The sequence below is a fragment of the Pseudomonas sp. NPDC089406 genome (genome assembly GCF_044900265.1).
Classification (GTDB): domain Bacteria; phylum Pseudomonadota; class Gammaproteobacteria; order Pseudomonadales; family Pseudomonadaceae; genus Aquipseudomonas; species Aquipseudomonas fakonensis.
Genome location: NZ_JBJDNC010000005.1, coordinates 1 through 25,294, shown reverse-complemented (window position 1 = coordinate 25,294; position 25,294 = coordinate 1). Strand labels below are relative to the sequence as shown.

At 65.9% G+C, this 25,294-nt stretch carries 19 protein-coding genes; 15 read left to right on the top strand and 4 right to left on the bottom strand.

What is annotated here, in order from left to right; translation table 11 throughout:
- The first annotated feature begins 28 nt into the window (after positions 1-28).
- From ACI2KK_RS04935 to ACI2KK_RS04920, 4 genes are read left to right on the top strand one after another with little or no spacing between them, the layout of a single operon-like run.
- Complete coding sequence (locus tag ACI2KK_RS04935; protein WP_404668096.1) at positions 29-1,411, top strand: diguanylate cyclase domain-containing protein; 1,383 nt, start codon at positions 29-31, stop codon at positions 1,409-1,411.
- Positions 1,408-2,736, top strand: coding sequence for a glycosyltransferase (locus ACI2KK_RS04930; protein WP_404668095.1), 1,329 nt, complete (start codon positions 1,408-1,410; stop codon positions 2,734-2,736). The genes ACI2KK_RS04935 and ACI2KK_RS04930 overlap by 4 nt, the downstream gene beginning before the upstream one ends.
- Before the next feature lie 10 nt (positions 2,737-2,746).
- Entirely contained in the window at positions 2,747-4,834 is a 2,088-nt protein-coding gene (locus ACI2KK_RS04925; RefSeq protein WP_404668094.1) for a hypothetical protein, read from the top strand.
- Positions 4,831-5,856 (top strand): HlyD family secretion protein, encoded by a 1,026-nt coding sequence (locus ACI2KK_RS04920; protein WP_404668093.1) that lies wholly within the window; start codon positions 4,831-4,833, stop codon positions 5,854-5,856. The genes ACI2KK_RS04925 and ACI2KK_RS04920 overlap by 4 nt, the downstream gene beginning before the upstream one ends.
- A gap of 473 nt (positions 5,857-6,329) precedes the next feature.
- Here the strand turns inward: ACI2KK_RS04920 and ACI2KK_RS04915 are convergent, their stop codons facing one another.
- A complete protein-coding gene (locus ACI2KK_RS04915) occupies positions 6,330-6,908 on the bottom strand; it encodes an ACP phosphodiesterase (RefSeq protein WP_404668092.1) in 579 nt (192 codons plus the stop codon).
- A 143-nt stretch (positions 6,909-7,051) separates the two neighbouring features.
- Between ACI2KK_RS04915 and ACI2KK_RS04910 the strand changes: the two genes are divergently transcribed.
- Positions 7,052-7,354 (top strand): helix-turn-helix transcriptional regulator, encoded by a 303-nt coding sequence (locus ACI2KK_RS04910; RefSeq protein WP_217841953.1) that lies wholly within the window; start codon positions 7,052-7,054, stop codon positions 7,352-7,354.
- A gap of 17 nt (positions 7,355-7,371) precedes the next feature.
- A complete protein-coding gene (locus tag ACI2KK_RS04905; protein WP_404668091.1) occupies positions 7,372-8,421 on the top strand; it encodes an alkene reductase in 1,050 nt (349 codons plus the stop codon).
- Positions 8,422-8,544: 123 nt separating this feature from the next.
- Here the strand turns inward: ACI2KK_RS04905 and ACI2KK_RS04900 are convergent, their stop codons facing one another.
- The 3 genes from ACI2KK_RS04900 to ACI2KK_RS04890 all read right to left on the bottom strand — a co-directional run bounded on the left by ACI2KK_RS04900 (position 8,545) and on the right by ACI2KK_RS04890 (position 11,390).
- Complete coding sequence (locus tag ACI2KK_RS04900; RefSeq protein WP_404668090.1) at positions 8,545-9,369, bottom strand: ATPase; 825 nt, start codon at positions 9,367-9,369, stop codon at positions 8,545-8,547.
- Between the two features lie 85 nt (positions 9,370-9,454).
- Positions 9,455-10,450 (bottom strand): NAD-dependent epimerase/dehydratase family protein, encoded by a 996-nt coding sequence (locus ACI2KK_RS04895; RefSeq protein WP_404668089.1) that lies wholly within the window; start codon positions 10,448-10,450, stop codon positions 9,455-9,457.
- Positions 10,451-10,499: 49 nt separating this feature from the next.
- Complete coding sequence (locus ACI2KK_RS04890; protein WP_404668088.1) at positions 10,500-11,390, bottom strand: LysR family transcriptional regulator ArgP; 891 nt, start codon at positions 11,388-11,390, stop codon at positions 10,500-10,502.
- A gap of 90 nt (positions 11,391-11,480) precedes the next feature.
- Between ACI2KK_RS04890 and ACI2KK_RS04885 the strand changes: the two genes are divergently transcribed.
- From ACI2KK_RS04885 to ACI2KK_RS04845, 9 genes are all read left to right on the top strand, one after another.
- On the top strand, positions 11,481-12,080 hold the full coding sequence (locus ACI2KK_RS04885) for a LysE/ArgO family amino acid transporter (protein ID WP_369989927.1): 600 nt from the start codon (positions 11,481-11,483) through the stop codon (positions 12,078-12,080).
- Between the two features lie 249 nt (positions 12,081-12,329).
- Positions 12,330-12,926: a superoxide dismutase gene (locus ACI2KK_RS04880; RefSeq protein ID WP_217841948.1), complete on the top strand. Its 597-nt coding sequence runs from the start codon at positions 12,330-12,332 to the stop codon at positions 12,924-12,926.
- Between the two features lie 268 nt (positions 12,927-13,194).
- Positions 13,195-15,246 carry a putative bifunctional diguanylate cyclase/phosphodiesterase gene (locus ACI2KK_RS04875; protein ID WP_404668087.1) on the top strand — a complete coding sequence of 684 codons (2,052 nt, stop codon included), beginning with the start codon at positions 13,195-13,197 and terminating at the stop codon, positions 15,244-15,246.
- 162 nt (positions 15,247-15,408) lie between these two features.
- Positions 15,409-16,743 carry an imelysin family protein gene (locus tag ACI2KK_RS04870; RefSeq protein ID WP_404668086.1) on the top strand — a complete coding sequence of 445 codons (1,335 nt, stop codon included), beginning with the start codon at positions 15,409-15,411 and terminating at the stop codon, positions 16,741-16,743.
- A gap of 267 nt (positions 16,744-17,010) precedes the next feature.
- On the top strand, positions 17,011-18,438 hold the full coding sequence (locus ACI2KK_RS04865; protein WP_404668085.1) for a di-heme oxidoredictase family protein: 1,428 nt from the start codon (positions 17,011-17,013) through the stop codon (positions 18,436-18,438).
- A 19-nt stretch (positions 18,439-18,457) separates the two neighbouring features.
- Positions 18,458-19,522 (top strand): imelysin family protein, encoded by a 1,065-nt coding sequence (locus ACI2KK_RS04860; protein WP_404668084.1) that lies wholly within the window; start codon positions 18,458-18,460, stop codon positions 19,520-19,522.
- Between the two features lie 2 nt (positions 19,523-19,524).
- Positions 19,525-20,622: a DUF1513 domain-containing protein gene (locus tag ACI2KK_RS04855; RefSeq protein ID WP_404668083.1), complete on the top strand. Its 1,098-nt coding sequence runs from the start codon at positions 19,525-19,527 to the stop codon at positions 20,620-20,622.
- Positions 20,623-20,895: 273 nt separating this feature from the next.
- Entirely contained in the window at positions 20,896-22,038 is a 1,143-nt protein-coding gene (locus ACI2KK_RS04850; RefSeq protein WP_404668082.1) for an efflux RND transporter periplasmic adaptor subunit, read from the top strand.
- A 10-nt stretch (positions 22,039-22,048) separates the two neighbouring features.
- Complete coding sequence (locus ACI2KK_RS04845; protein WP_404668081.1) at positions 22,049-25,087, top strand: multidrug efflux RND transporter permease subunit; 3,039 nt, start codon at positions 22,049-22,051, stop codon at positions 25,085-25,087.
- Positions 25,088-25,294: the final 207 nt, after the last annotated feature.

The following is a 25,294-nucleotide window of genomic DNA, read 5'->3' as shown; positions in this document are numbered from 1 at the left end:
AAAGCCAGACCTCTGAACTGGAGCAGCCATGAACGACGCCGCCGTACGCGTCGCTGAAGTAGGCTTTGGCCGCGAATCGCAGCACCCGCTTGCGACCCGCTTCACCGACCTGACCGCCCTGTTGCTGGAACCTGCCTTCGACGCCGTTGTGCTGGGCGCCTCCCTCGAAGAAAACCGTCAGATGCTGCGCCATCTGCGCGCGCGCCCGCAGTACGGCCTGGGCCTGATCTACTGCCGCCAGCAGCACGATGCGCAGGTATTGGCGCTGGCCGACGGCGCCCCGGCCGCCAGCTGGCCGGCTCTGGAAAACGCCTGCCTGCAACACCGCGAACGCCTGGCGGTGTTCAACAACGGCCGCCCCCCACAAACCCCGCAAGCACGCCTGCTGGCCTGGCTGTGGCTGCGCGCCCCGGGCCGCCTGCAGGCGCTGCGCGAGCCAGGTAACCCGCAGCACTACGACTACCCGCTGGCCCGCTGCCTGGGTGGCGAGGCGGTCAACAGCCAGGCGCTGGTGCGTGACCTGGCGCAACGCGGCCTGCTCGAGAGTACCGCCCTGGTGGACCGCATCCGCCTGTGCCGGCGCTGTGGCAGCGGCCAGCTGAACTACGTCGACACCTGCACCGAATGCCACAGCCTGGACATCCGCCGCCAGGCCTCGCTGCACTGCTTCACGTGCGGGCATATCGGCCGCCAGGCGCAGTTTCTCAAAGATGGTGCGCTGGTCTGCCCCAACTGCCTGACCCGCCTGCGGCACATCGGCAGCGACTACGACCGGCCACTGGAAAACTACGCCTGCAACCAGTGCCAGGCGTTCTTCGTCGACGCCGACATCCAGGCGCGCTGCCTGGACTGCGGTGAGCAGCACACCCCCGACCAGTTGCAGGTGCGCGAGGTGCGCCATTACCAGCTGTCCGAAGCCGGCATGCTCGCCGCCCGCCAGGGCCTGGAACGCGACAGCGAACCGCTGTTCGGCGGCCTGGCCATGGTCGCGGCCAACACCTTCCGCACCCTGCTGGACTGGCAGCTGGAACTGATCGAGCGCCACCAGGCGCCACGCTTCGCCCTGCTGGGCCTGCGCTTTCACAACCTGGCGGCGGTGCTCGAACGCCTTGGACCGCAGCGCGGCCATGCGCTGCTCGATGCCTTGATCGAACGCATCCAGGTGGCCATCCGCGACACCGACCGCTGTACCCGCACCAGCGAAGAACAGCTGTGGCTGCTGCTGATGTACACCGACGGCGCCGGCCTGCAGCGTGTGGTCGAGCGCCTTAACCGCATCAGCGAACTGTTCGTCGGCCAGGACCTGCAAGACATTCGCCTGGCCACCGTCGGCTGCGTGGCCCCCGAAGGCCTGCTGGAAAAAGACAGCGCTGAGCTTTTGATGGCGCGCCTGGCGGGGGAGCTGCAATGAACGCGCTGATCGATCACTGGCAGGCCTGGCTGGGCGAGATCCAGGGCCCCAACGGCCACTGGCGGCTGTTCTTGATGGTGTTCCCGTACTTCTTGTTGCTGGAGGTGCCGCTGAACCTGCTGGTGCTGCTCGGCACCCTGCGCTGGTTCGCCCGCGAACGCAGCGCCGTGGAGCAGCGCACGCCCTGGTACCCGCGGGTGTCGTGCATCATCACCTGCTACAGCGAAGGCCGCGACGTCGAACTGACCCTGCGCAGCCTGGTGGAACAAACCTACCCCGGCATGCTGGAGATCATCCCGATCATCGACGGCGCCAGCGGCAACCCGCACACCACCGCCGCCGTGCGCGCGTTTCGTGCAAGCCACCGGCTGCCGGCCAACCGGGTAATCCGCCCACTGGCCAAGTGGCAACGCGGTGGCCGGGTGTCGTCGCTGAACGCGGGGCTTGCCTACAGCAGCGGCGAAATCCTGATCAACGTCGACGGCGACACCTCGTTCGACAACGACATGGTCGGCCACCTGGTGCGCCACTTCGCCGACCCCAAGGTGCCGGCGGTGGCCGGCAGCCTGCGGGTGCGCAATGCCGGGCAGTCGCTGGTGGCGCGCATCCAGGCGCTGGAGTACCTGCTGTCGATCCACATGAGCAAGATCGGCCTGGCCGAATGGAACCTGGTGAATAACGTCTCCGGGGCCTTTGGTGCATTCCGTCGCAGCTTCCTGGTGCAGATCGGCGGCTGGGACACCCACACCGCCGAAGACCTCGACCTGACCCTGCGCATCAAAAGCTACTTTCGCCGCTACCGCCTGCGCATCCCCTTCGAGCCGCGGGCCATCGGCCATACCGACGCCCCGGCCACCTGGCGCGGCTTCCTGCAGCAGCGCCTGCGCTGGGACGGTGACTTGTTCTTCGTCTATGCACGCAAGCACCGGCATGCCTTCAACCCAGCACTGGTGGGCTGGCCGAACTTTCTCATGCTGCTGGTCAGCGGGCTGTTCTTCCAGCTGGTGCTGCCGCTGATCATCCTCGGCTACAGCCTGGTGGGCCTGGCGGTGCTGCCGTTCACCGCGTTCGTGTTCTTCTCGCTGCTGATCTACGGCCTGTACCTGGGCATGAGCGCACTGTTGTACCTGGGCATGCTGCTGATGGTCAGCGAACGGCCGCGCCAGGACCTGCGCCTTATCTGGATTCTGCCGCTGTACCCGCTGGCGATGTACGCCCTGCGCTGCTGGAGCGTGTTCGCCCTGCTCAACGAGCTGCTGCGCCGCGGGCACGAAGAATCGAGCATGGCACCCTGGTGGGTGCTCAAACGCGCCAACCGCTTCTAGGGCCCCTGCCATGAACTTCAAACAAAGCACCCGGCTGCTGCCGGTGTTGTGCTGGCTGCCGGCGCTTGCCTGGGCCACACCACTGCCGCTGGACAGCGTGCTCCAGCGCGCCACCAGCAACCCCGCCAGCGAAGCGGCCAACGCCCGCCTGCAGGCCCGTTATGCCGCCAGCGAGCAACGTGAGTCGGAGGCTGGCTGGCAGATGTTCGGCAACGCCGACGTGGGCCGCTACCGCGAGCTGGTCACCGAAGACCTGCGCAACGACTACTACGGCCGCTCGTTCGCTGTGGGCGTACGCTACCCGTTACTGGGTAGCCTGCGCCGGCGCCTGGATGCGGTGGATGACAGCCGCCGCGACATTCACCTGGCCGAAATCGAGCAGGGCTACCAGCGTGCCCGCCAGCGCCTGGCGGTGCGCAGCGCCTATGCCGACTGGTGGCGTGCCAGCGAAGAGCAACGCCTGTGCCGCGGGCTGAAGCAGGCCAGCCAGGCCGCCGAGGCGCAATTGCGCCAGCGCCTGGACGAGCGCTGGATCCTGCCCTCCGATGCCCAGCTGATGCGCGGCGAGTGGCAGGCGCTGAGCGACCGCTGCGCCCTGCAGGACGACCTGCTGGGGGATATTCGCGCAAGCCTTGAAAGCCTCGGCGTTACCCTGCGCCCCGGCGACACGCCAGTGCCAAGCCAGCTGGCCCGTCACCCGCAGGCGCTCGACGCCTGGCGCCCGCTTTTGCAAGACAACCCGCGCCTGGCCGGGCGTGACGCCGAGCTGGCCAACGCCGAGCGCCAGCGCAAAAAACCCTGGTACACCGCCATCGACGCCTACTTCAGCGTGGCGCAAACGGTCGAGGAGCGCAGCGGCGCCGCCGACCGTGGCAGCGGCCTGGCCGCCGGGCTGACCCTGTCGGCACCGGTCGACCTGCTCGACTACGGCACCGCCCGCAGCCGCGAAGGCGAGGCGCGCTACCAGGCCGCGGTACAGGCCCGCGAGCAGGAACAGGGCGAGCTGTTGCGCGAGCTGGGCAAGGTGATTGCCCAGCAGCGGCGCAGCGTCAACGAGTACCAGCGCCTGCGCGAGCGGCGTGCCGGGCTGCGCCAGGTGCTCGACGAGCGCCGCCAGCGCGGCGAACTGGACGCCGGTGAAGCCAGCCTGCGCCTGCAGCAGGCACGCATCGACGACTACAACGCAGGCTTTGCGCAGATTGCCGCCTGGCACCGAGTGTGGCTGCAGGATGCCGCGCTGCGGGTGTTCGGCGACGACAGCCAGCGCTTCGAGCAACTGCTGGGTAGCCGCTACCTGCGCTGGGACGCCCCCGGCCAGATCGCCAGCGCGCCCCTGGCCCGTGGCTGGCGCCAGGGCGTGTACATCTGGCACAGCCAGGCCCTGCTCGACCCTGCCCGGCGCAGTGAGGAGCTGGCCGAGCTGCGCCGCTCCGGCATCGACGAACTGCACCTGGGGCTGGACGCAGAGCAGGTGAACGCCGGCGAGGCCACCCGCGCCCAGCTCCAGACCCTGCTGCACGCCGCCCATGCCCAGGGGCTGCGGGTCAACCTGCTGCTGGGCGACCCGCACTGGATCGAGCCGGCCGGGCGCAGGCAACTGCTCGGTTTGATCCAGCGCTTTGCCGGGCTGCCGTTCGATGGCCTGCACCTGGACCTTGAAGTCGAGCAACTGGGCTGGCCGGTGCCCGACCAGCGCGTGCAGGACTGGCTGCAGACCCTGCGCGAGGCCAAGTCGCACAGCCCCTGGCCACTGACGCTGTCGAGCCACCCGCGCTGGTTCGAGGTGGCGGCCGACGCCAACCCCTGCGTGCCCTGCGAGCTGCAAGCCCTGGGCGTGACCAACGTCAGCCTGATGATCTACCAGCGCCAGGCCGACAAAAGCACCCGCCGCGCACTGGACATCGCCCGCCGCTGGCCGGCGCTGCACCTGCGCCTGGCGCAAAGCATCGAGGCCGACCAGCCCGACACCCTGAGCTGGGCCGGCAGCAGCCCCGCGCAACTGCAACAGCTGGCCGCCGGCTGGCAGCGCAGCCTGCAGCCTGCCGGCCTGGCGGGCATCGACTGGCAATCCTGGACCGACTACCCGAGAAGCCGATGAAGATCAATTTTCGCAGTGCCAAGGAACAACACCCGACCCAGGACAACGGCATGCAGGTGCTCTATGCGCCGGGCAAACGCCTGGCCTTTCGCCTGCGCTGGTACCTGATCCTGCTGTTGATTCTGTTGCCGCCGGCCTGGCTTGCAGGGCGCTACGGCCTGGCCATGCTGCGTGTCGAGGCGCCGGCGCTGGTGCGCCTGCCCACCCTTGAGGTGCGCGCCATGCAACCTGGCCAGGTGGAGGCGGTGAACGTGCAGCCGGGCGACCATGTGCAGCCCGGCAGCCCGCTGGTGCAAATGGACAACCCCGAATGGCGGCTGCGCCTGAACCTGCTGCAAGGCAGCGCAGCACCGGCCACGCCTGACGGGCTCACCGCGCACAACCGCCAGGTGCTGCAGGCGCTGGTGGACCGGGCTGCCGCGCGGGTGCGCGATGTGCGTTCACTGGTGGCGCGCCAGGCCGCGACCCGCGGCGAGCTGCTGGAGGCGCAGAACGCCCTGGACAGCCGCGAAGCCGAGCGCCTGGCCTGGGAGCGCAGCCTGGCCGGCGGCAACGAGGCCGAGCGCTACCAGCATCAACAGCAACAGGAAGCGCGCTGGCTGACCGAGCGGTTGCAGCAGATGCGCATCGACGCCAGCGAAAGCGGGCGGGTGGCCGAGGTCATCGCCGCCCCTGGCGAGAACGTCGGCCCCGGCACCTTGCTGATGCGCCTGGAACGCAACGGGCCGGCGCAGTTGTGGGTGTACCTGGACCCCAAGGATGTCGAGCACGCCACCCCGGGCTCGCGCCTGGAAGTGCGCCTGCCCGACGGCAGCGCCACCGGCGCCACGGTGATCAACCCGGCCGAAAGCGCCAACCCGCTGCCCAGCGACCTGCGCAAGCCGTTCAGCAGCCCGACCCGCGGGCTGATGGTGCCGGCGCGCTTCGACCAGCCGCTGGCCGATACCTGGCGGGTGGATTCGTTGCCGGTGAGCGTGAGGTTTGCGCGTAGCGGGTGGCAGTGGTTTGGGTTGAAGGATTGAGCTCGATTGAGCAGTGATTTCACGACTGCCGGGGTGTACGTAACCTTGTGGGAGCGGGTTCACCCGCGAAGCAGGCGACGCGGTGCCTGGCACCGGCTGCGCCGGTGTTCGCGGCTAAAGCCGCTCCCACAGGGATAACATGGCTGTCAGGCCAGGGCTGTACTTGTGGGAAGCGGCCTTGTGTCGCGACGGGGCGCGCAGCGGCCCCAGAATATCGGCGCCCTGCAAAATCGCCGGGGCTGCTGCGCAGCCCTTTCGCGCTCAAAGCCGCTACAGGCACAGCGCTGGGTTTGGGGTTGACGCAGTCCTGTGGGAGCGGGTTTACCCGCGAAGCAGGCAGCGCGGTGGTTGGCACCGGCTATGCCGGTGTTCGCGGTGGTCCGGCACTCCGGCAAGCCCGCTCCCACAGGGATCGCACCAGCCTTTAGAAATTGAGCAAGACAGTTGCTCCCACAGGGATGGCACCGGCAGGCTCAGCGGCTGCGGGCTTGGGCGGCAAACCCCTGCAACTGCGGGTAGAACTCGCGAAAATCCACCAGCAGCGGTTCATACAGGCGCTCAAGCTCGCCCATCACCCCGGCCATGCCTTCCGGCCGCGACAAGCGCCGGGCAATGCCGTTGAACACCTGCTCCAACGTCGCAAAATCGCCATAGGCCCCCAACCAGTCATCCGCCGCCATGTAGGGCGCAATCCGCGCCAGCCGCCCGGGCAACTCGGGCTCGGCCAGCAGCACTCGATAAAAAGCCCCGGTGAACTGCGCCAGCGGTTGGTCGGCGTAGTCGGCCCAGTGCCGCGCCAGGCAATGGTCGAAAAACACATCCAGCACAATCCCGGCAAAGCGCCGGCGTTCCTTGGGGAAACGCGCCAGCGCCGCCAGCACCAGCGGGTGGCTGTCGGTGTAGCTGTCGATGTGCCGGTGCAGGCGAATGGCTGCTTCAAGCTCAGGCGCAAAGCGCCCCTCCAGCGAGCCTTTGACGAAATCGCCATACAGGCTGCCGAGCAATTGCTGCGGCGCCGGGCCGCCCAGGTGCAGGTGTGCGAGGTAGTTCATGGGCGCAGTCTAGCACCGCCAGCGCCTATATCGTTATAACGCGATATAGCGATTCGAGCTGAGCTCAGAACCTCTTCATATTTGTATATCGGAAAATACCGATTTAAATTTCGCCCTATCGCGATACACAACGAGCCTCACCCATGCCACTCGATCTCGACGAAATCATAAAAGCGCTGGCCCACCCGGTCAGGCGAGAAATCCTCAGTTGGCTGAAAGACCCGGCAGCGCAATTCCCCGACCAGTACCACAGCACCGAAAACGGCGTGTGTGCCGGGCAGATCGACCAACGCTGCGGCCTTTCGCAGTCGACCGTCTCAGCCCACCTGGCCACCTTGCAGCGCGCCGGGCTGATCAGCAGCCAGAAGATCGGCCAATGGCACTTTTTCAAACGTGACGAAGCCACTATCCAGGCGTTCCTCGAACAACTGCGCCAAGCGCTTTGAACAGGCAGGTAACCGTTATGACCACGCTTTTCGATCCGATCACCCTGGGCGACGTGAAATTGCCCAACCGCATCATCATGGCCCCGCTGACCCGTTGCCGCGCCGACGAAGGCCGCATCCCCAACGCGCTGATGGCCGAGTATTACGTGCAACGCGCCAGCGCCGGGCTGATTCTCAGCGAGGCGACCTCGGTGACCGCCATGGGCGTCGGCTACCCCGACACCCCCGGTATCTGGAACGACCAGCAGGTGCGCGGCTGGCATAACGTCACCCAGGCCGTGCATGGCGCCGGCGGGCGGATCTTCCTGCAGCTGTGGCATGTGGGGCGCATCTCCCACCCCTCCTACCTGAACGGTGAACTGCCGGTGGCGCCCAGCGCCATCCAGGCCAAGGGCCATGTCAGCCTGGTGCGCCCGCTCAGCGACTACCCAACGCCACGCGCCCTGGAAACCGAAGAGATCGCCGACATCGTCGAGGCCTACCGCAGCGGCGCCGAGAACGCCAAGGCTGCCGGCTTCGATGGCGTGGAGATTCACGGTGCCAACGGCTACCTGCTCGACCAGTTTCTGCAAAGCAGCACCAACCAGCGCACCGACCGCTACGGCGGCTCGCTGGAAAACCGCGCACGGCTGCTGCTGGAGGTGACCGACGCGGCCATCGAGGTGTGGGGCGCCGGGCGTGTGGGCGTGCACCTGGCGCCGCGCGCCGATGCCCACGACATGGGCGATGCCGATCGCGCCGAGACCTTCACCTATGTGGCCCGCGAGCTGGGCAAGCGCGGCATCGCGTTCATCTGCTCGCGGGAAAAAGAGGCCGACGACAGCCTCGGGCCATTGATCAAGGCAGCCTTTGGCGGGCCGTACATCGTCAACGAACGCTTCGACAAGGCCAGCGCCAATGCGGCGCTGGCGGCGGGCAAGGCCGATGCGGTGGCGTTTGGCGTGCCGTTTATCGCCAACCCCGACCTGCCGGCGCGGCTGGCGGCGGATGCACCGCTGAACCCGGCGCACCCGGAGACTTTTTATGGCAAGGGGCCGGTGGGGTATATCGACTATCCGCGTTTGTAAGCGAGATCGCCGGGGCCGCTTTGCGGCCCTTTCGCGGCACAAGGCCGCTCCTACAGGGAATCGCGTCACCCTGTAGGAGCGGCCTTGTGCCGCGAAAGGAGGGCAAAGCCCTCCCCTGCGGATTCAGGGCCGCGCGTTGATCTGCTGCTGCAGGTTCTGGATCTGGCTTTGCAGGGTGCTGATGTTGCGGGTGGTCTGCCCGCGGAAGGCATCGAATTCCTGCACCGAGGCACCGCTGGAGGCTGCCGCCGGGCGGTTGTCCATCTGCGTCTTGAGCACCAGCACATCCTGCTCCAGGCTATCGATGGCGGCCTTCTGATTACCCTGCTTCTTCAGCGCAGCCACCTCATCGTTGAGGTTCTTCAGCTGGCCATCGAGCTTGCCGCCATCCAGCTGGCCCGACTTCAACGCCGCAAGCTCGGCGTTCACCGCTTTCAACTGCGCCTGCAACTGGGTTTGCAGGTCGGTCACGGCTTTTTGCTGCGCGCGGGTATCGGCCAGCACCTGCTCCAGGCGCTTGCCCAGGTCACCCGCCTGGCCGGCGACGCCCTGCTGCTGCTTGCCCTGCTCGGCCAGGCTGGCCTGCAACTGGCGAATCTGCAGTTTCAGCGCCTCGCTGCCAGTGCTGCTGGTGGACTCGCTGGCATCGACCTTGCCACTGATCGCCTGCAGGCGCCCGGCCGCTTCCTCGCTGATGCGGGCAAAGCTTTCTTGTGTAGCCACCAGTTGCTGTTCCATCAGCGAGATCTGCTGGAAGCTCCACCAGCCAAGCCCGGCCAGGGCAATGAACGAAGCCCCCAGCAAGGCCCACAGCGGGCCGTTGCTGCGTGGCCGTACGGCCTTCTGGCGGCTGCGCGCCACGTGGGCGGGCAACAGTTCGTCGTCATCGGGGGTGCCGGCGCGCAGCGGGGGCACGTCGTCAAAATCGTCATGGGCGTCGTTACGCATGGGCATTCAACCACGGTGATAGCAAAGAGGCATGAGTATAAACCGCCACGGCGGCGCACTTATGAACATCTCTTTAGCCGGTGGTTCAGCGGTTGCCCTGCTGGGCCTGCCACCAGGCGCAGAATTCATCCAGCGCGGCCCACACATCGGTCTTGGGCCGGTAGTCGAGGTACTGCCGGGCGCGGCTGATGTCCAGGGTGAAATCGTGGCTCATCACCTGCATCGCGGTGCGGCTCAGGGTCGGCTGCGGGCGCCCGGGCCACAGCAGGCAGGCGGCCTCGTTGAGCGCCGCCAGGCTGTAGGCCAGGCCCAAGCTGCGGTAGCGGGTGACCTGCGGCACGTTCATGCGGCGCATCACGTAGTTGACCACGTCCCACAGCGGCAGCGGGTGGCCGTTGCTGATGTTGTAGGCTTGGCCAAGGGCCGCATCGTCTGCGAACAGGGCGCTGAGCAAGGCGTCGTTGAGGTTGTGCACGCTGGTGAAGTCGACCTTGTTCAGGCCGTTGCCGATGATCGCCACCCGGCCCTTGCGCTGCATCTGCATCAGCCGCGGGAAGATGCTCGCATCCCCTGCCCCGGTGACGAAGCGCGGGCGCAGCGCCAGCACTTCCAGGCCGAACTCCTGGGCGCCGAACACCTTCTGCTCGGCCAGGTGCTTGGTCAGTGCGTAGTGGTCGTGAAAGCGTCGTGGCAACTGGTCTTCGCGGATATCCAGGCGCGAGCGGCCGGTGAAGTACACCGACGGCGACGACAGGTGCACCAGGCGCCGCACGTGCTCCTTGATGCAGCCTTCGACCACGTTCTCGGTCAGCACCACGTTGCCTTGATGGAAGTCCTGGTAGCGCCCCCAGGTGCCCACGGCGCCGGCGCAGTGCACCACCGCATCGACCCCCTGGCACAGGCGCCGGGCCAGTTCTGCATCGCCCAGGTCACCAGGGATGAACTGCGCGCCACGCTTGACCAGGTGCTCGACGCCCTCGGCGCGGCGGCCGTTGACCCGCACGTCCAGGCCCTGCTCCAGCGCAAAGCGCGCAAAGCGCCCGCCGATGAAGCCGCTCGCGCCGGTGACCAGAATTCGCATGTAACACTCCGCCTTGCCAGATTTCAGATGCAACTGACGCCGGCCGGCCCTACAAGGGCACCAGCCAGTCGCGCGCCGAATGGCGCAGGTGTTCGGTCAGCTGGGCGAGCAGTTGCCCGCCGTTGCGCCAATGATGCCAGTACAGCGGCACATCGATGGGGGTATCGGCGCAGATTTCCACCAGTTGCCCGCCGGCCAGCTGTTCGCGGGCCTGCAACTCGGGCACCAGGCCCCAGCCCAGGCCGGCTTCGGTCATGCGCAAAAAGCCTTCGGACGAAGGGCACAGGTGGTGCAAAAAACCGTCCTCGATGCCCAGTGACGCCAGGTAGCGATGCTGCAGAAAATCGTCCGGGCCGTAGACGATGGCCGGCGTGCGGGCCAGGCGCGCCACCTCGAAACCTTGCGGGAAGTGCCGGGCCATGAACGCGGGGCTTGCCAGCGCCCGGTAGCGCATGGCCCCCAGCGCCAGGCTGCGCGCCCCGGCCACCGGCCGTTCGCTGCCGCACAGGCAGGCCGCCACTTCGCCGGCGCGCATGCGTTTCAGGCCGACCTCCTGGTCTTCCACCACCAGCTCCGTGAGCAAACGCTGCTCGGCACAGAACGCACCCACCGCACCGGCCCACCAGGTGGCCAGGCTGTCGGCGTTGAGGGCGATGCGCAGGCGTTCGGGGGCGCCCTCCTCGTCCAGTGCCGGTACCTGGCGCTGCAAGTCACGTTCGAGCAGGCGTACCTGCTGCACGTGGTTGAGCAACTGGCGGCCGACGTCGGTGGGGCTGGGCGGCGTGGCGCGCACCAGCACCGGCTGGCCGACGCGTGCTTCGAGCAGCTTGATGCGCTGGGAAATCGCCGACTGCGACAGCCCCAGCACCTGGGCGGCACGCTCGAAGCCGCCCTGTTCGATCACCGCGGCCAGGGCGGCGAGCAGTTTGTAGTTGAACATCAGTTCCTCTAATGCCAGATCAGCTCTATTGGTTTTTCTTATACCGCCAGCCTCGCCACAATGGCCAGCATCTTTTGTGGAGTAATCGCCATGTGGCAAAGCTATTTGAACGGCATGTTGGTGGCCTTCGGCCTGATCATGGCCATCGGCGCGCAGAACGCCTTTGTATTGGCCCAGAGCCTGCGCCGTGAGCACCACTTGCCGGTGGCGGCGTTGTGCATTGTCTGCGACGCGATTCTGGTGGCAGCCGGGGTGTTCGGCCTGGCCACGGTGCTGGCGCACAACCCGACCCTGCTGGCCATTGCCCGCTGGGGTGGCGCGGTGTTTCTGCTGTGGTATGGCGCCAAGGCGCTGCGCAGCGCCTGCTCCAAACAGAGCCTGCAGCACCAGCAAGGCCAGGGCACGCGCTCGCGCCGGGCAGTACTGCTGAGCGCCCTGGCGGTGACCCTGCTCAACCCCCATGTGTACCTGGACACCGTGCTGCTGATCGGCTCGCTCGGCGCCCAGCAGAGCGTGCCCGGTGCTTATGTGGCCGGTGCCGCCAGCGCTTCGCTGCTGTGGTTCACCACCCTGGCCCTGGGCGCGGCCTGGCTGGCCCCCTGGCTGGCCCGCCCGGCGACCTGGCGGATGCTCGACCTGATGGTGGCGGTGATGATGTTCGCGGTGGCGGCGCAGTTGATTTTCGGCTGATTGCAAGACAGGCGTTGCAGCGTGGGAGCGGGCTTGCGCACAACCCAGGTGCCATCGCCTGCCCCGCCCGTCACCTGCGCCAACCGCTCTGGAACCTCTATTCCCTATAGTTGTTGCGTGGTTATGCGCCTGCCCCGGTGCTATGATCCTGCCCCTGCGTCGCAAAGAGTACAAACTCGCCGACGCTCATACAGGCCACCCGTGAGGCCTGGCGCAAACCGCAAACAGACCTGAATCAGGAGATACACCATGGCTTTTGAATTGCCGCCGCTGCCGTACGCCCACGATGCCCTGCAGCCGCACATCTCCAAGGAAACCCTGGAGTTCCACCACGACAAGCACCACAACACCTATGTCGTGAACCTGAACAACCTGGTCCCGGGCACCGAATTCGAAGGCAAGACCCTGGAAGAGATCATCAAGACCTCTTCGGGTGGCGTCTTCAACAACGCCGCGCAAATCTGGAACCACTCGTTCTACTGGGAATGCCTGTCGCCAAACGGCGGTGGCCAACCTACCGGCGCCCTGGCTGACGCCATCACCGCCGCCTTCGGTTCCTTCGACAAGTTCAAGGAAGAGTTCACCAAGACTTCGGTCGGCACCTTCGGCTCCGGCTGGGGCTGGCTGGTGAAGAAGGCCGACGGCTCCCTGGCCCTGGCCAGCACCATCGGCGCCGGCTGCCCGCTGACCAGCGGCGACACCCCGCTGCTGACCTGCGACGTCTGGGAACACGCCTACTACATCGACTACCGCAACGTGCGTCCGAAGTATGTCGAGGCGTTCTGGAACCTGGTCAACTGGGCCTTCGTTGCCGAGCAGTTCGAAGGCAAGACCTTCAAGGCCTGATCCACAAGCCTTGTGAAAAACCCGGCCCAGGCCGGGTTTTTTTTCGCCTGCCATCCGCCGCTCGGGCCTTGCTCGCAGCCCATAGCACGCTAACATCAATTTTCTGGAAAGCTGACGCTGCGCACTCAAGTCGCATGGCCGCCCGACCGATACAGAGCCAAGGGTAAATCCGCCGACGGGCGGCTTGCCGGACAGGGCGATCGGTCGATACTCTGTCGCCAGAGTTAATGGCAAAATAATGGCATGCGCATGGATTAAGGAATCCCCTTTGAAGCTGGAATTTCGCAACAGCTTGTCGGTGAAGTTGCTCAGGGTGGTGCTGCTTTCGGCGTTGGCTGTCGGCGTCGTGCTCAGCTGCGCGCAAATCGTCTATGACGCCTACAAGACCCGCCAGGCGGTGAACAACGACGCCCAGCGCATCCTCGACATGTTCCGCGACCCGTCCACCCAGGCGGTGTACAGCCTCGACCGGGAAATGGGCATGCAGGTGATGGAAGGCCTGTTCCAGGACGAATCGGTGCGCATGGCCTCCATCGGCCACCCCAACGAAACCATGCTGGCAGAGAAAAACCGGCCGCTGCAGGACATGTCCATGCGCTGGCTCACCGACCCGATTCTCGGCCAGGAGCGCACCTACACCACGCAACTGGTCGGCCGCGGCCCCTACAGCGAATACTACGGCGACCTCAGCATCACCCTCGACACCTCCAGCTACGGCGAGGGTTTTCTGGTCAACGCGGTGATCATTTTCATCTCCGGCGTGCTGCGCGCCCTGGCCATGGGCCTGGTGCTGTACCTGGTGTACCACTGGCTGCTGACCAAGCCGCTGTCGAAGATCATCGAGCACCTGACGCAAATCAACCCCGACCGCCCCAGCCAGCACCAGATCCCCCAGCTCAAGGGCCACGAGCGCAACGAACTGGGCATCTGGGTCAACACCGCCAACCAGTTGCTGGCCTCGATCGAGCGCAACACCCACCTGCGCCACGAAGCCGAAAACAGCCTGCAGCGCATGGCCCAGTACGATTTTCTGACCGGCCTGCCCAACCGCCAGCAGTTGCAGCAGCAACTGGACAAGATTTTGATCGACGGCGGCCGCCTGCAGCACCGGGTGGCAGTGCTGTGCGTGGGCCTGGACGACTTCAAGGGCATCAACGAGCAGTTCACCTACCAAGTGGGTGACCAGTTGCTGCTGGCCCTGGCCGACCGCCTGCGGGCCCACAGCGGCCGCCTGGGGGCACTGGCGCGCCTGGGCGGCGACCAGTTCGCCCTGGTGCAGGCCAACATCGAGCAACCCTACGAGGCCGCCGAGCTTGCGCAGAGCATTCTCGACGACCTTGAAGCACCGTTCGACCTCGACCACCAGCAGATCCGCCTGCGCGCCACCATCGGCATCACTCTGTTCCCCGAGGACGGCGACAGCACCGAAAAACTGCTGCAAAAGGCCGAGCAGACCATGACCCTGGCCAAGGCCCGCTCACGCAACCGCTACCAGTTCTACATCGCCAGCGTCGACAGCGAGATGCGCCGGCGCCGCGAGCTGGAAAAGGACCTGCGCGAAGCCCTGCCGCGCAACCAGCTGTACCTGGTGTACCAGCCGCAAATCAGCTACCGCGACCACCGCGTGGTCGGCGTCGAGGCGCTGCTGCGCTGGCAGCACCCGGAGCTGGGCATGGTCCCGCCGGACCAGTTCATCCCCCTGGCCGAGCAGAACGGCAACATCATCGCCATCGGCGAATGGGTACTCGACCAGGCCTGCCGCCAACTGCGCGAATGGCACGACCAAGGCTTCAGCGAACTGCGCATGGCGGTCAACCTGTCCACCGTGCAACTGCACCACAACGAGCTGCCGCGGGTGGTCAACAACCTGCTGCAGGCTTACCGCCTGCCGCCGCGCAGCCTGGAGCTGGAAGTCACCGAAACCGGCCTGATGGAAGACATCAGCACCGCCGCCCAGCACCTGCTGAGCCTGCGCCGCTCCGGCGCGCTGATCGCCATCGACGACTTCGGCACCGGCTATTCGTCGCTGAGCTACCTCAAGTCACTGCCGCTGGACAAGATCAAGATCGACAAGAGCTTCGTCCAGGACCTGCTCGACGACGATGACGACGCCACCATCGTTCGCGCCATCATCCAGCTGGGCAAGAGCTTAGGCATGCAGGTGATCGCCGAAGGCGTCGAAACCAGCGAGCAGGAAAGCTACATCATCGCCCAGGGCTGCCACGAGGGTCAGGGCTACCACTACAGCAAGCCGCTGCCAGCGCGCGAGCTGACCACCTTCCTCAAGCAGGCGCAACGCAACCAGGTCTCGGCGCTGTAACACCCCCGCGAACATTGACCCTGCACCGCAAACGGGCGTTTGCATGAAATGCGCAAGCGCCCCTTTACAGCAAATGCAAATCTTTCGCATGATGTTGCGGTTTCGCGTGCCACGGTGCACGGCTAACCCTCTGGTCCAACCACACGACGCAGGAAACCAACAATGATTCGAATGCCTCTGGCCTCCGCCAGTCTGCTGGCCATCGCCATCGCCCTCGCCGGTTGCGGCGAAAAGGACGACAAGGCTGCCGCCCCGCAAGCCCAGGCACCTGCTGCCGCCAGCACCGCCGCAGCCCCTGCCGGCGCTGTCGATGAAGCCGCCGGCAAGGCCGTGGTCAAGCATTACACCGAGATGGTCTACGCCGTGTACAGCGACTCGCTGAGCACCGCCAAACAGCTGCAGACCGCCGTCGACGCCTTCCTCGCCAAGCCTAGCGACGAGACGCTCAAGGCCGCCAAAGAGGCCTGGGCCGCTGCCCGCGTTCCGTACCTGCAGAGCGAGGCGTTCCGCTTCGGCAACACCATCATCGACGACTGGGAAGGCCAGGTGAACGCCTGGCCCCTGGACGAAGGCCTGATCGACTACGTCGACAAGAGCTACGAGCACGCCCTGGGCAACCCGGCGGCCAGCGCCAACATCATCGCCAACACCGAGATCCAGGTGGGCGAGGAGAAGGTCGACGTCAAGGATATCACCCCTGAGAAGCTGGCCAGCCTGAACGAGCTGGGCGGTTCCGAAGCCAACGTCGCCACCGGCTACCACGCCATCGAGTTCCTGCTCTGGGGCCAGGACCTCAACGGCACAGGCCCAGGCGCAGGTGCCCGCCCTGTCTCCGACTACCTCGAAGGCAAAGGCGCCACTGGCGGCCACAACGACCGTCGCCGCGCCTACCTGAAAGCGGTCACCGACCTGCTGGTCAAAGACCTCGAAGAGATGGTCGGCAACTGGGCACCGAACGTGGCCGACAACTACCGCGCCACCCTGGAAGCGGAGCCGGTCAACGACGGCCTGCGCAAGATGCTGTTCGGCATGGGCAGCCTGTCGCTGGGCGAACTGGCCGGCGAGCGCATGAAGGTCTCGCTGGAAGCCAACTCGCCAGAAGACGAGCAGGACTGCTTCAGCGACAACACCCACTACTCGCACTTCTATGACGCCAAGGGCATCCGCAACGTCTACCTGGGCGAGTACACCCGTGTCGACGGCACCAAGCTGACCGGCCCGAGCCTGTCGTCGCTGGTGGCCAAGGCCGACCCGGCCACCGACGCCACCCTCAAGGCCGACCTTGAAGCCACCGAAGCCAAGATCCAGGTGATGGTCGACCATGCGCTGAAAGGCGAGCACTACGACCAGCTGATCGCCGCCGACAACGCTGCCGGCAACCAGATCGTGCGCGACGCCATCGCCTCGCTGGTCAAGCAGACCGGCGCCATCGAGCAGGCCGCCGGCAAGCTGGGCATCGCCAACCTGAACCCGGACACCGCCGATCACGAGTTCTGATCAGCGCCAGCGGGATAACAAAGGCGGCCTTCGGGTCGCCTTTTTTCTGCACTGGCCCTTTCGCGGGCAAGCCCGCTCCCACAGGGAACGCACAATACCCAAACCGTGCACTCCCTGTGGGAGCGGGCTTGCCCGCGAAAGGGCCAGTACAGCAGGTGAAAATGCTGGCATTTCACATCCTTTTCACCCGGGTAATTGCAAATTGCTCTTATTCAAATACCCCCGGCCTGATAAGCTTGCACGCCGGTTTTTCGCCCACGCCCAGGATTGTCGATGTCCTTGCTCCGCCTAAGCCCCCTGCTGCTGGCCCTCACCCTCGCTGCCTGTGACGACGCCCCGCGTTTCACCCAGGCCGAGCCCGGTGAAGCCCTCTCCGGTGGCAAGGCAACGGTGCAGCGCAGCGACCGCAACGCCTACTCGCTGCCCTCGGCCAACCTTTCGCCCGAGCGGCGCCTGGACTTCTCGGTGGGCAACAGCTTCTTCCGCAGCCCCTGGGTGATTGCCCCCAGCACCACCACCGCCCGCGATGGCCTGGGCCCGCTGTTCAACACCAACGCCTGCCAGAACTGCCACGTGCGCGACGGCCGCGGCCACCCGCCCGAGCCCGGCGACAGCAATGCAGTGTCGATGCTGGTGCGCCTGTCGATCCCCGACCAGCCCTACCTGGCCCGCGAAATCGAGCGCATCGGCGTGGTGCCCGAGCCCACCTACGGCACGCAACTGCAGGACATGGCCATCCCCGGCGTAGCGCCGGAGGGCAAGGTGCGGGTGAGCTACGACAGCCACACCGTCACCTTCAAAGATGGCCACCAGGTCGAACTGCAGCGCCCGACCCTGCAGATCACCCAACTGGGCTACGGCCCGATGCACCCCGACACGCGCTTTTCGGCGCGCATCGCCCCACCGATGATCGGCCTGGGCCTGCTCGAAGCCATCCCCAAGGCCGACATACTGGCCAACGAAGACCCCGATGACCGCAACCGCGATGGAATCCGTGGCCGCGCCAACCGGGTCTGGGACGACGCCCAGGGCAAGACCGTGCTCGGGCGCTTCGGCTGGAAGGCCGGCCAGCCCAACGTCAACCAGCAGAACGTGCACGCCTTCGCCGGCGACATGGGCCTGACCAGCACCCTGCAACCCAAGGACGACTGCACCGCGGCGCAAACCGACTGCCTGGCCGCGCCCAATGGCGACGGGCAAGACGGCGAGAAGGAAGTCAGCGACAACATCCTGCGCCTGGTCACCTTCTACACCCGCAACCTCGGCGTACCGGCCCGCCGCGACGTCGGCGCCCCGCAGGTGCTGGCCGGCAAGAACCTGTTCTTCCAGGCCGGCTGCCAGGGCTGCCACACCCCGCAGTTCACCACCAGCGCCAACGCCAAGGAGCCGGAGCTGGCCAATCAGGTCATCCGCCCCTACAGCGACCTGCTGCTGCACGACATGGGCCCCGGCCTGAGTGACGAACGCACCGAATTTGCCGCCAACGGCCAGGACTGGCGCACCCCGCCACTGTGGGGCGTCGGCCTGTCCGAGACGGTCAGCGGCCACAGCCGCTTCCTGCATGACGGCCGCGCCCGCAACCTGCTTGAAGCCGTGCTCTGGCACGGCGGCGAAGCCCAGGCGGCGCGCGACCAGGTACTGACCTTCAATGCCGAGCAGCGCGCCGCGCTGCTGGCGTTTCTGAATTCACTTTAAAACGCACAAGGAGCCGGGCATGTTCCGACCCAAACTGTTGTTCACCAGCCTCGCCGCCCTCGCCCTCGGCGCCTGCTCGCCGCAGGACCCGCAGGCCGTCACCTCTGCCGCCATCGCCAAGCAGGTGATCCTGCCGACCTACAGCCGCTGGGTCGAAGCCGACCGCGCCCTGGCTGCCAGCGCCCTGGCCTACTGCGAAGGCAAGGCCTCGCTGGACACCGCGCGCGCCGACTTCCTCAACGCGCAAAAAGCCTGGGCCGAGCTGCAACCGCTGCTGGTCGGCCCGCTGGCCGAAGGCAACCGCGCCTGGCAGGTACAGTTCTGGCCCGACAAGAAGAACCTGGTCGGCCGCCAGGTCGAGCAACTGGTCAATGGCGACAAGCCGGTAGACAAGGAATCGCTGGGTAAATCCAGCGTGGTGGTGCGTGGCCTGTCGGCCTACGAGTACATCCTGTTCGACAGCAAGCCGGACGTCGCCACGGCCGAACAGAAGGCCCGCTACTGCCCGCTGCTGGTGGCCATTGGCGAGCACCAGCAGGCCCTGGCCGAAGAAATTCTGAAGGGCTGGAACAGCACCGACGGCATGCTTTCGCAGATGACCAAGTTCCCCAACCAGCGCTACGCCGACTCCCACGAGGCGATCGCCGACCTGCTGCGTGCCCAGGTCACCGCCCTGGACACCCTGAAGAAAAAGCTCGGCGCGCCCATGGGCCGCCAGAGCAAGGGCATCCCGCAGCCGCTGCAGGCCGAAGCCTGGCGCAGCCACTCCTCGCTCAAGAGCCTGGAAGCCTCGCTCAAGGCCGCCGAAGCGGTGTGGGTGGGCGTGGACAACCAAGGCCTGCGCGGCCTGCTGGGCAAGGACCAGGCGCCACTGGCGCAGAAGATCGACGACGCCTACGCTACCTCGCTCAAACTGCTGGCCGACAACCAGCAAAGCCTCGGCGAGCTGCTGGCAGACGAAGCCGGCCAGCAGAAGCTGAACCAGATCTACGACAGCCTCAACGTCGTCCACCGCCTGCACGAAGGCGAGCTGGCCAAGGCGTTGAACATCCAGCTGGGCTTCAATGCCAACGACGGTGACTGATCATGCTGCGACGCCAGGCCATCAAACTCGGTAGCGTATTGCTCAGCGCCCTGACCCTGGGCGGCTGGAGCCTGTTTCGCAACAAAGGCAGCGAACCCTTGCTGCTCTCGGCGCGCGACGACGGCGACGGCAAGCACTACGCCGTCGGGTTTCGCCTGGACGGCAGCGAGGTGTTCAGCACCCAGGTAGCCCAGCGCTGCCACGCCATCATCAACCACCCAACGCTGCCCATCGCGCTGTTCGTCGCCCGCAGGCCCGGTACCGAAAGCTACCTGATCGACCTGCGCGACGGCCGCCTGCTGCAGACCATCACCTCGCAGCCCAACCGCCACTTCTATGGCCATGCGGTGATTCACAAGGATGGCGAGTGGCTGTACGCCACCGAGAACGACACCACCGACCCGGGGCGTGGCGTGCTTGGTGTGTACCGCTTCGAGGGCGAGCGCCTGGTGCACAGCGGCGAAATTTCCACCCACGGCATCGGCCCCCACGAAGTGGCCTGGCTGCCCGACGGCGAAACCCTGGTGGTGGCCAACGGCGGCATCCGCACCGAGGCCGAAAGCCGGGTGGAGATGAACCTCGACGCGATGCAGCCAAGCCTGGTGCTGATGCAGCGCGACGGCACCCTGCTGAGCAAGGAAACCCTCGCCCAGCAGATGAACAGCGTGCGCCACCTGGCGGTGGGCAACGATGGCACCATCGCCGCCTGCCAGCAGTTCATGGGTGGCTCGGAGGAAACCGCCGAGCTATTGGCGATCAAGCGCCCGGGCGAGCCGTTCAAGGCCTTCCCGGTACCCGAGCGGCAGTTGCAGTCGATGGCCCAGTACACCGCCAGCGTCGCCATCCACAGCGACCTGCGCCTGGTGGCGCTGACCGCGCCGCGGGCCAACCGGCTGTTCATCTGGGACCTGGACAGCGGCGCGGTGAAGCTGGATGCGCCGATGCCCGATTGCGCCGGGGTCGGGGCGGTGAAAGACGGGTTTGTCGTCACCTCCGGGCAGGGGCGTTGCCGCTTCTACGATTGCCGCAAGCAGGAACTGATCGGCCAGCCGATGAACCTGCCGTCCGGGTTCTGGGACAACCACCTGCACCTGGTCTGAGGGCCTCATCGCCGGCCCCTGTAGGAGCGGCCTTGTGTCGCGATGGGGTGCGCAGCAGCCCCGACAATTTCGCGTGATACCGGAATCGTGGGGCCGCTGCGCGCCCCATCGCGACACAAGGCCGCTCCTACAAATTCCGCGTTGAATCGGCACCTTCTACCTGCCCCTCCCCTTTTCAGAAAACTCGACAATACTTTCCTCCAACGCACGTAGGCAGGATCGCCCTTGACCGTGCGTAATCCATAACCCATTACGCATCCAGGGAACCGGACCATGTTGCGCCGCCGCATGCTGATCATGTTGGCCATCGTCTTGCTGATCGTGCTGATTCTGGGGGGCATCAAGGGCTTCTCGATCTACCAGCAGGTGCAGATGTTTTCCAAGCCCAAGCCGCCGGTCAGCGTCGCCGCGGCCCAGGCCGAGCTGCGCCAGTGGCAGGAGCGCCTGCCGGCGGTGGGCAGCCTCAAGGCCTTCCAGGGCGTGGAACTGAGCCTGGAGGTGGCCGGCACGGTCAAGTCACTGCACTTTGAATCGGGCCAGCAGGTCAAGGCCGGGCAACTGCTGCTGCAACTGGACAACGACCAGGAAACCGCACTGCTGGGTACTGCCCAGGCCGACCTGGGGCTGGCCAAGGTGGACTTCGGCCGTGGCAGCCAGCTGGTGGGTGACTCGGCGATTTCCCGCGGCGAGTACGACCGCCTGACCTCGCAGTACCGGCGCAACCAGGCGGTGGTCGAACAGCTCAAGGCCTCGTTGGCGAAAAAGAGCATCAGCGCACCGTTCAGCGGCACCATCGGCATCCGCCAGGTAGATGTCGGCGCTTATCTGGCCAGCGGCACGGTGATCGCCACCCTGCAGGATCTGTCCAGCCTCTACGTCGACTTCAACGTGCCCGAGCAGGCGCTACCGCACCTGAGCCTGGGCCAGCAGGTGCTGGTGCAGGTGGCCGCCTACCCTGGCCAGACCTTCCCCGCCAGCCTCAGCGCAATCAACCCCAAGGTCGAGGAAAGCACCCGCAACCTGCTGGTACGCGCCACCTTGGCCAACCCCGACGGCAAGCTGCTGCCCGGCATGTTCGCCAGCCTGCAACTGCTGCTGCCCGACCCGCACCCGCAGGTGGTGGTGCCGGAAAACGCCATCACCTACACCCTGTACGGCAACTCGGTGTACGTCATCGGCCCGAAGAAGGGCAAGGACGGCCAGCCGGAAAACACCGCAGAAGGCCAACCGCAACTGGCAGTCGAGCAGCGCACCGTGCAAACCGGCGAGCGCCGCGACGGCTGGGTGGTGGTGAGCAAGGGCCTGCAGGCCGGTGACCAGGTAGTGACCGCCGGCCAGCTCAAGCTGAGCCCGGGCGCCGCCGTGCACATCAGTGACGACGCCGCCCTCAAGCCCGCCGCGTCCGGCGCAGACTGAGGGGGCCGGCATGGCATTCACCGACCCGTTCATCCGCCGCCCGGTACTGGCCAGCGTGGTCAGCCTGCTGATTCTGCTGCTGGGTTTGCAGGCCTGGAGCAAGCTGCAGATTCGCCAGTACCCGCAAATGGAAAACGCCCTGATCACCGTCACCACCGCCTACCCCGGGGCCAACGCCGAGACCATCCAGGGCTACATCACCCAGCCGCTGCAACAGAGCCTGGCCAGCGCCGACGGCATCGACTACATGACCTCGGTGAGCCGGCAGAACTTCTCGGTGATTTCGGTCTACGCGCGCATCGGCGCCGACAGCGACCGGCTGTTCACGCAACTGCTGGCCAAGGCCAACGAGGTGCGCAACAAGCTGCCCCAGGATTCCGAGGACCCGGTGCTCAGCAAAGAAGCGGCCGACGCCTCGGCGCTGATGTACATCAGCTTCTACAGCACCGAGATGAGCAACCCGCAGATCACCGACTACCTGTCGCGGGTGATCCAGCCCAAGCTGGCCACACTGCCCGGCATGGCCGAGGCAGAGATTCTCGGCAACCAGGTGTTCGCCATGCGCCTGTGGATCGACCCGGTGAAGCTGGCCGGCTTCGGCCTGTCGGCCAGCGACGTGACCAGCGCGGTGCGCCGCTACAACTTCCTCGCCGCCGCCGGCGAGGTGAAGGGCGAGTACGTGGTCACCAGCATCAACGCCACCACCGAGCTGAAATCCGCCGAGGCCTTCGCCGCCCTGCCGGTCAAGACCGACGGCGACAGCCGGGTACTGCTGGGCGATGTCGCGCGCATCGAAATGGGCGCCGAGAACTACGACACGGTCAGCTCGTTCGACGGCACGCCATCGGTATACATCGGCATCAAGGCCACCCCGGCGGCCAACCCGCTGGAGGTGATCAAGGAGGTGCGGCGGATCATGCCGCAGCTTGAGGAGCAGTTGCCATCGAGCCTGAAGGTGTCGATCGCCTACGACGCCACGCTGTTCATCCAGGCGTCGATTGACGAGGTGATCAAGACCCTCGGCGAGGCGGTGCTGATCGTTATCGTGGTGGTGTTCCTGTTCCTCGGCGCGTTGCGCTCGGTGCTGATCCCGGTGGTGACCATTCCGCTGTCGATGATCGGCGTGCTGTTTTTCATGCAGATGATGGGCTACTCGCTGAACCTGCTGACGCTGCTGGCCATGGTGCTGGCCATCGGCCTGGTGGTGGACGATGCCATTGTGGTGGTGGAGAACATCCACCGGCATATCGAGGAGGGCAAGTCGCCGTTCGAGGCGGCGCTGGAAGGGGCCCGGGAGATCGCCCTGCCGGTGGTGTCGATGACCATCACCCTGGCGGCGGTGTATGCGCCCATCGGCTTTCTTACCGGGCTGACCGGCGCGCTGTTCAAGGAGTTCGCCCTGACCCTGGCCGGTGCGGTGATCATCTCCGGGGTGGTGGCGCTGACACTGTCGCCGATGATGTGCGCCCTGCTGCTGCGCCGCGAGCAGAACCCCAGCGGCCTGGCCCATCGCCTGGATTTGATTTTCGACAAACTCAAGCAACGCTACCAGCGCCTGCTGCACGGCACCCTGGACAGCCGCCCGGTGGTGCTGGTGTTCGCCGTACTGATTCTGTGCCTGATCCCGGTGCTGCTGATGTTCACCCGCAACGAGCTGGCCCCAGACGAGGACCAGGGGGTGATCTTCATGATGAGCAGTTCGCCGCAGACTGCCAACCTGGATTACCTGAACGCCTACACCGACCAGTTCACGCCGATTTTCAAGCGCTTCCCGGAGTACTACTCGTCGTTCCAGATCAACGGTTTCAACGGCGTGCAAAGCGGCATCGGCGGCTTTCTGCTCAAGCCGTGGAACGAGCGCGAACGCACGCAAATGCAGTTGCTGCCGCTGGTGCAGGCGGAGCTTGAGAAGATTGGCGGGCTGCAGATTTTCGGCTTCAACCTGCCGTCGCTGCCGGGCACCGGCGAGGGCCTGCCGTTCCAGTTCGTGATCAACACCGCCGGCGATTACCCGGCCTTGCTGGAGGTGGCCCAACGGGTCAAGGAACGCGCCCAGGCCTCGGGCAAGTTCGCCTTCCTCGACATTGACCTGGCCTTCGACAAGCCGGAGGTGATGGTGGATGTGGACCGCGCCAAGGCTGCTCAGATGGGGGTGTCGATGGACACCCTCGGCAGCACCCTGGCGACGTTGCTGGGCGAGGCCGAGATCAACCGCTTCACCCTGGAGGGGCGCAGCTACAAGGTCATCGCCCAGGTGGAGCGCCCCTACCGGGCCAACCCGGGCTGGCTGAACAACTACTACGTGAAGAACGAGCAGGGCCAGTTACTGCCGCTGTCGACCCTGATCACCCTCAGCGACCGCGCCCGGCCGCGCCAGTTGAACCAGTTCCAGCAGCTCAATTCGGCGATCATCCAGGGTTTCCCGCTGGTGAGCATGGGCGAAGCTTTGGACACGGTGCGCAGCATTGCCCGTGAGGAGGCGCCCGAGGGTTTCTCCATCGACTATGCGGGCACTGCGCGGCAGTTCGTGCAGGAGGGTAACGCGCTGTGGATGACCTTCGGGCTGGCCCTGGCGATCATCTTCCTGGTGCTGGCGGCGCAGTTCGAGAGCTTCCGTGACCCCTTGGTAATTCTGGTGACGGTGCCGCTGTCCATCTGCGGGGCGTTGTTGCCGCTGTTTTTGGGGGTGTCGAGCATGAACATCTACACCCAGGTAGGGTTGGTGACCTTGATCGGGCTGATTACCAAGCACGGGATTCTGATTGTCGAGTTTGCCAACCAGTTGCGTGAGGAGAAGGGGCTGGGGGTGCGCGAGGCGATCGAGGAAGCGGCGGCGATACGCTTGCGGCCGGTGCTGATGACCACGGCGGCCATGGTGTTTGGCATGGTGCCGTTGATTTTGGCCACGGGGGCCGGGGCGGTGAGCCGGTTTGATATCGGGGTGGTGATTGCTACCGGGATGTCGGTGGGGACCTTGTTTACGTTGTTTGTTTTGCCTTGTGTTTATATGGTTTTGGGGCATCGGGAGGGTTCGGGTTCGGGGCTTTAGGGTGATTGCTTTGGGAGATGTTTGCGCATTCATTGACGATGGCGGCTTTTCGTCACCTTTCCGCCCTTACGGCGGGTAACTTTTTGAAGGATCAAAAAGTCACCAAAAAATCCCTGCTCCCATCATCCGGCCCCCTACGCTGCGCTTCGGGGGTTCCCTCGCTCCGGGCTTGCTCCGGAGGTACGCGCCGACGGGCCGTCCCTGGCC

Coding starts and splice junctions, on each gene's coding strand:
- ACI2KK_RS04880 (WP_217841948.1), top strand. CDS start 12,330: ATGGCTTTTGAATTGCCGCCGCTGCCGTACGCCCACGATGCCCTGCAG.
- ACI2KK_RS04860 (WP_404668084.1), top strand. CDS start 18,458: ATGTTCCGACCCAAACTGTTGTTCACCAGCCTCGCCGCCCTCGCCCTC.
- ACI2KK_RS04895 (WP_404668089.1), bottom strand. CDS start 10,450: ATGCGAATTCTGGTCACCGGCGCGAGCGGCTTCATCGGCGGGCGCTTT.
- ACI2KK_RS04845 (WP_404668081.1), top strand. CDS start 22,049: ATGGCATTCACCGACCCGTTCATCCGCCGCCCGGTACTGGCCAGCGTG.
- ACI2KK_RS04910 (WP_217841953.1), top strand. CDS start 7,052: ATGCCACTCGATCTCGACGAAATCATAAAAGCGCTGGCCCACCCGGTC.
- ACI2KK_RS04900 (WP_404668090.1), bottom strand. CDS start 9,369: ATGCGTAACGACGCCCATGACGATTTTGACGACGTGCCCCCGCTGCGC.
- ACI2KK_RS04870 (WP_404668086.1), top strand. CDS start 15,409: ATGATTCGAATGCCTCTGGCCTCCGCCAGTCTGCTGGCCATCGCCATC.
- ACI2KK_RS04935 (WP_404668096.1), top strand. CDS start 29: ATGAACGACGCCGCCGTACGCGTCGCTGAAGTAGGCTTTGGCCGCGAA.
- ACI2KK_RS04885 (WP_369989927.1), top strand. CDS start 11,481: ATGTGGCAAAGCTATTTGAACGGCATGTTGGTGGCCTTCGGCCTGATC.
- ACI2KK_RS04915 (WP_404668092.1), bottom strand. CDS start 6,908: ATGAACTACCTCGCACACCTGCACCTGGGCGGCCCGGCGCCGCAGCAA.
- ACI2KK_RS04905 (WP_404668091.1), top strand. CDS start 7,372: ATGACCACGCTTTTCGATCCGATCACCCTGGGCGACGTGAAATTGCCC.
- ACI2KK_RS04850 (WP_404668082.1), top strand. CDS start 20,896: ATGTTGCGCCGCCGCATGCTGATCATGTTGGCCATCGTCTTGCTGATC.
- ACI2KK_RS04930 (WP_404668095.1), top strand. CDS start 1,408: ATGAACGCGCTGATCGATCACTGGCAGGCCTGGCTGGGCGAGATCCAG.
- ACI2KK_RS04925 (WP_404668094.1), top strand. CDS start 2,747: ATGAACTTCAAACAAAGCACCCGGCTGCTGCCGGTGTTGTGCTGGCTG.
- ACI2KK_RS04855 (WP_404668083.1), top strand. CDS start 19,525: ATGCTGCGACGCCAGGCCATCAAACTCGGTAGCGTATTGCTCAGCGCC.
- ACI2KK_RS04890 (WP_404668088.1), bottom strand. CDS start 11,390: ATGTTCAACTACAAACTGCTCGCCGCCCTGGCCGCGGTGATCGAACAG.
- ACI2KK_RS04920 (WP_404668093.1), top strand. CDS start 4,831: ATGAAGATCAATTTTCGCAGTGCCAAGGAACAACACCCGACCCAGGAC.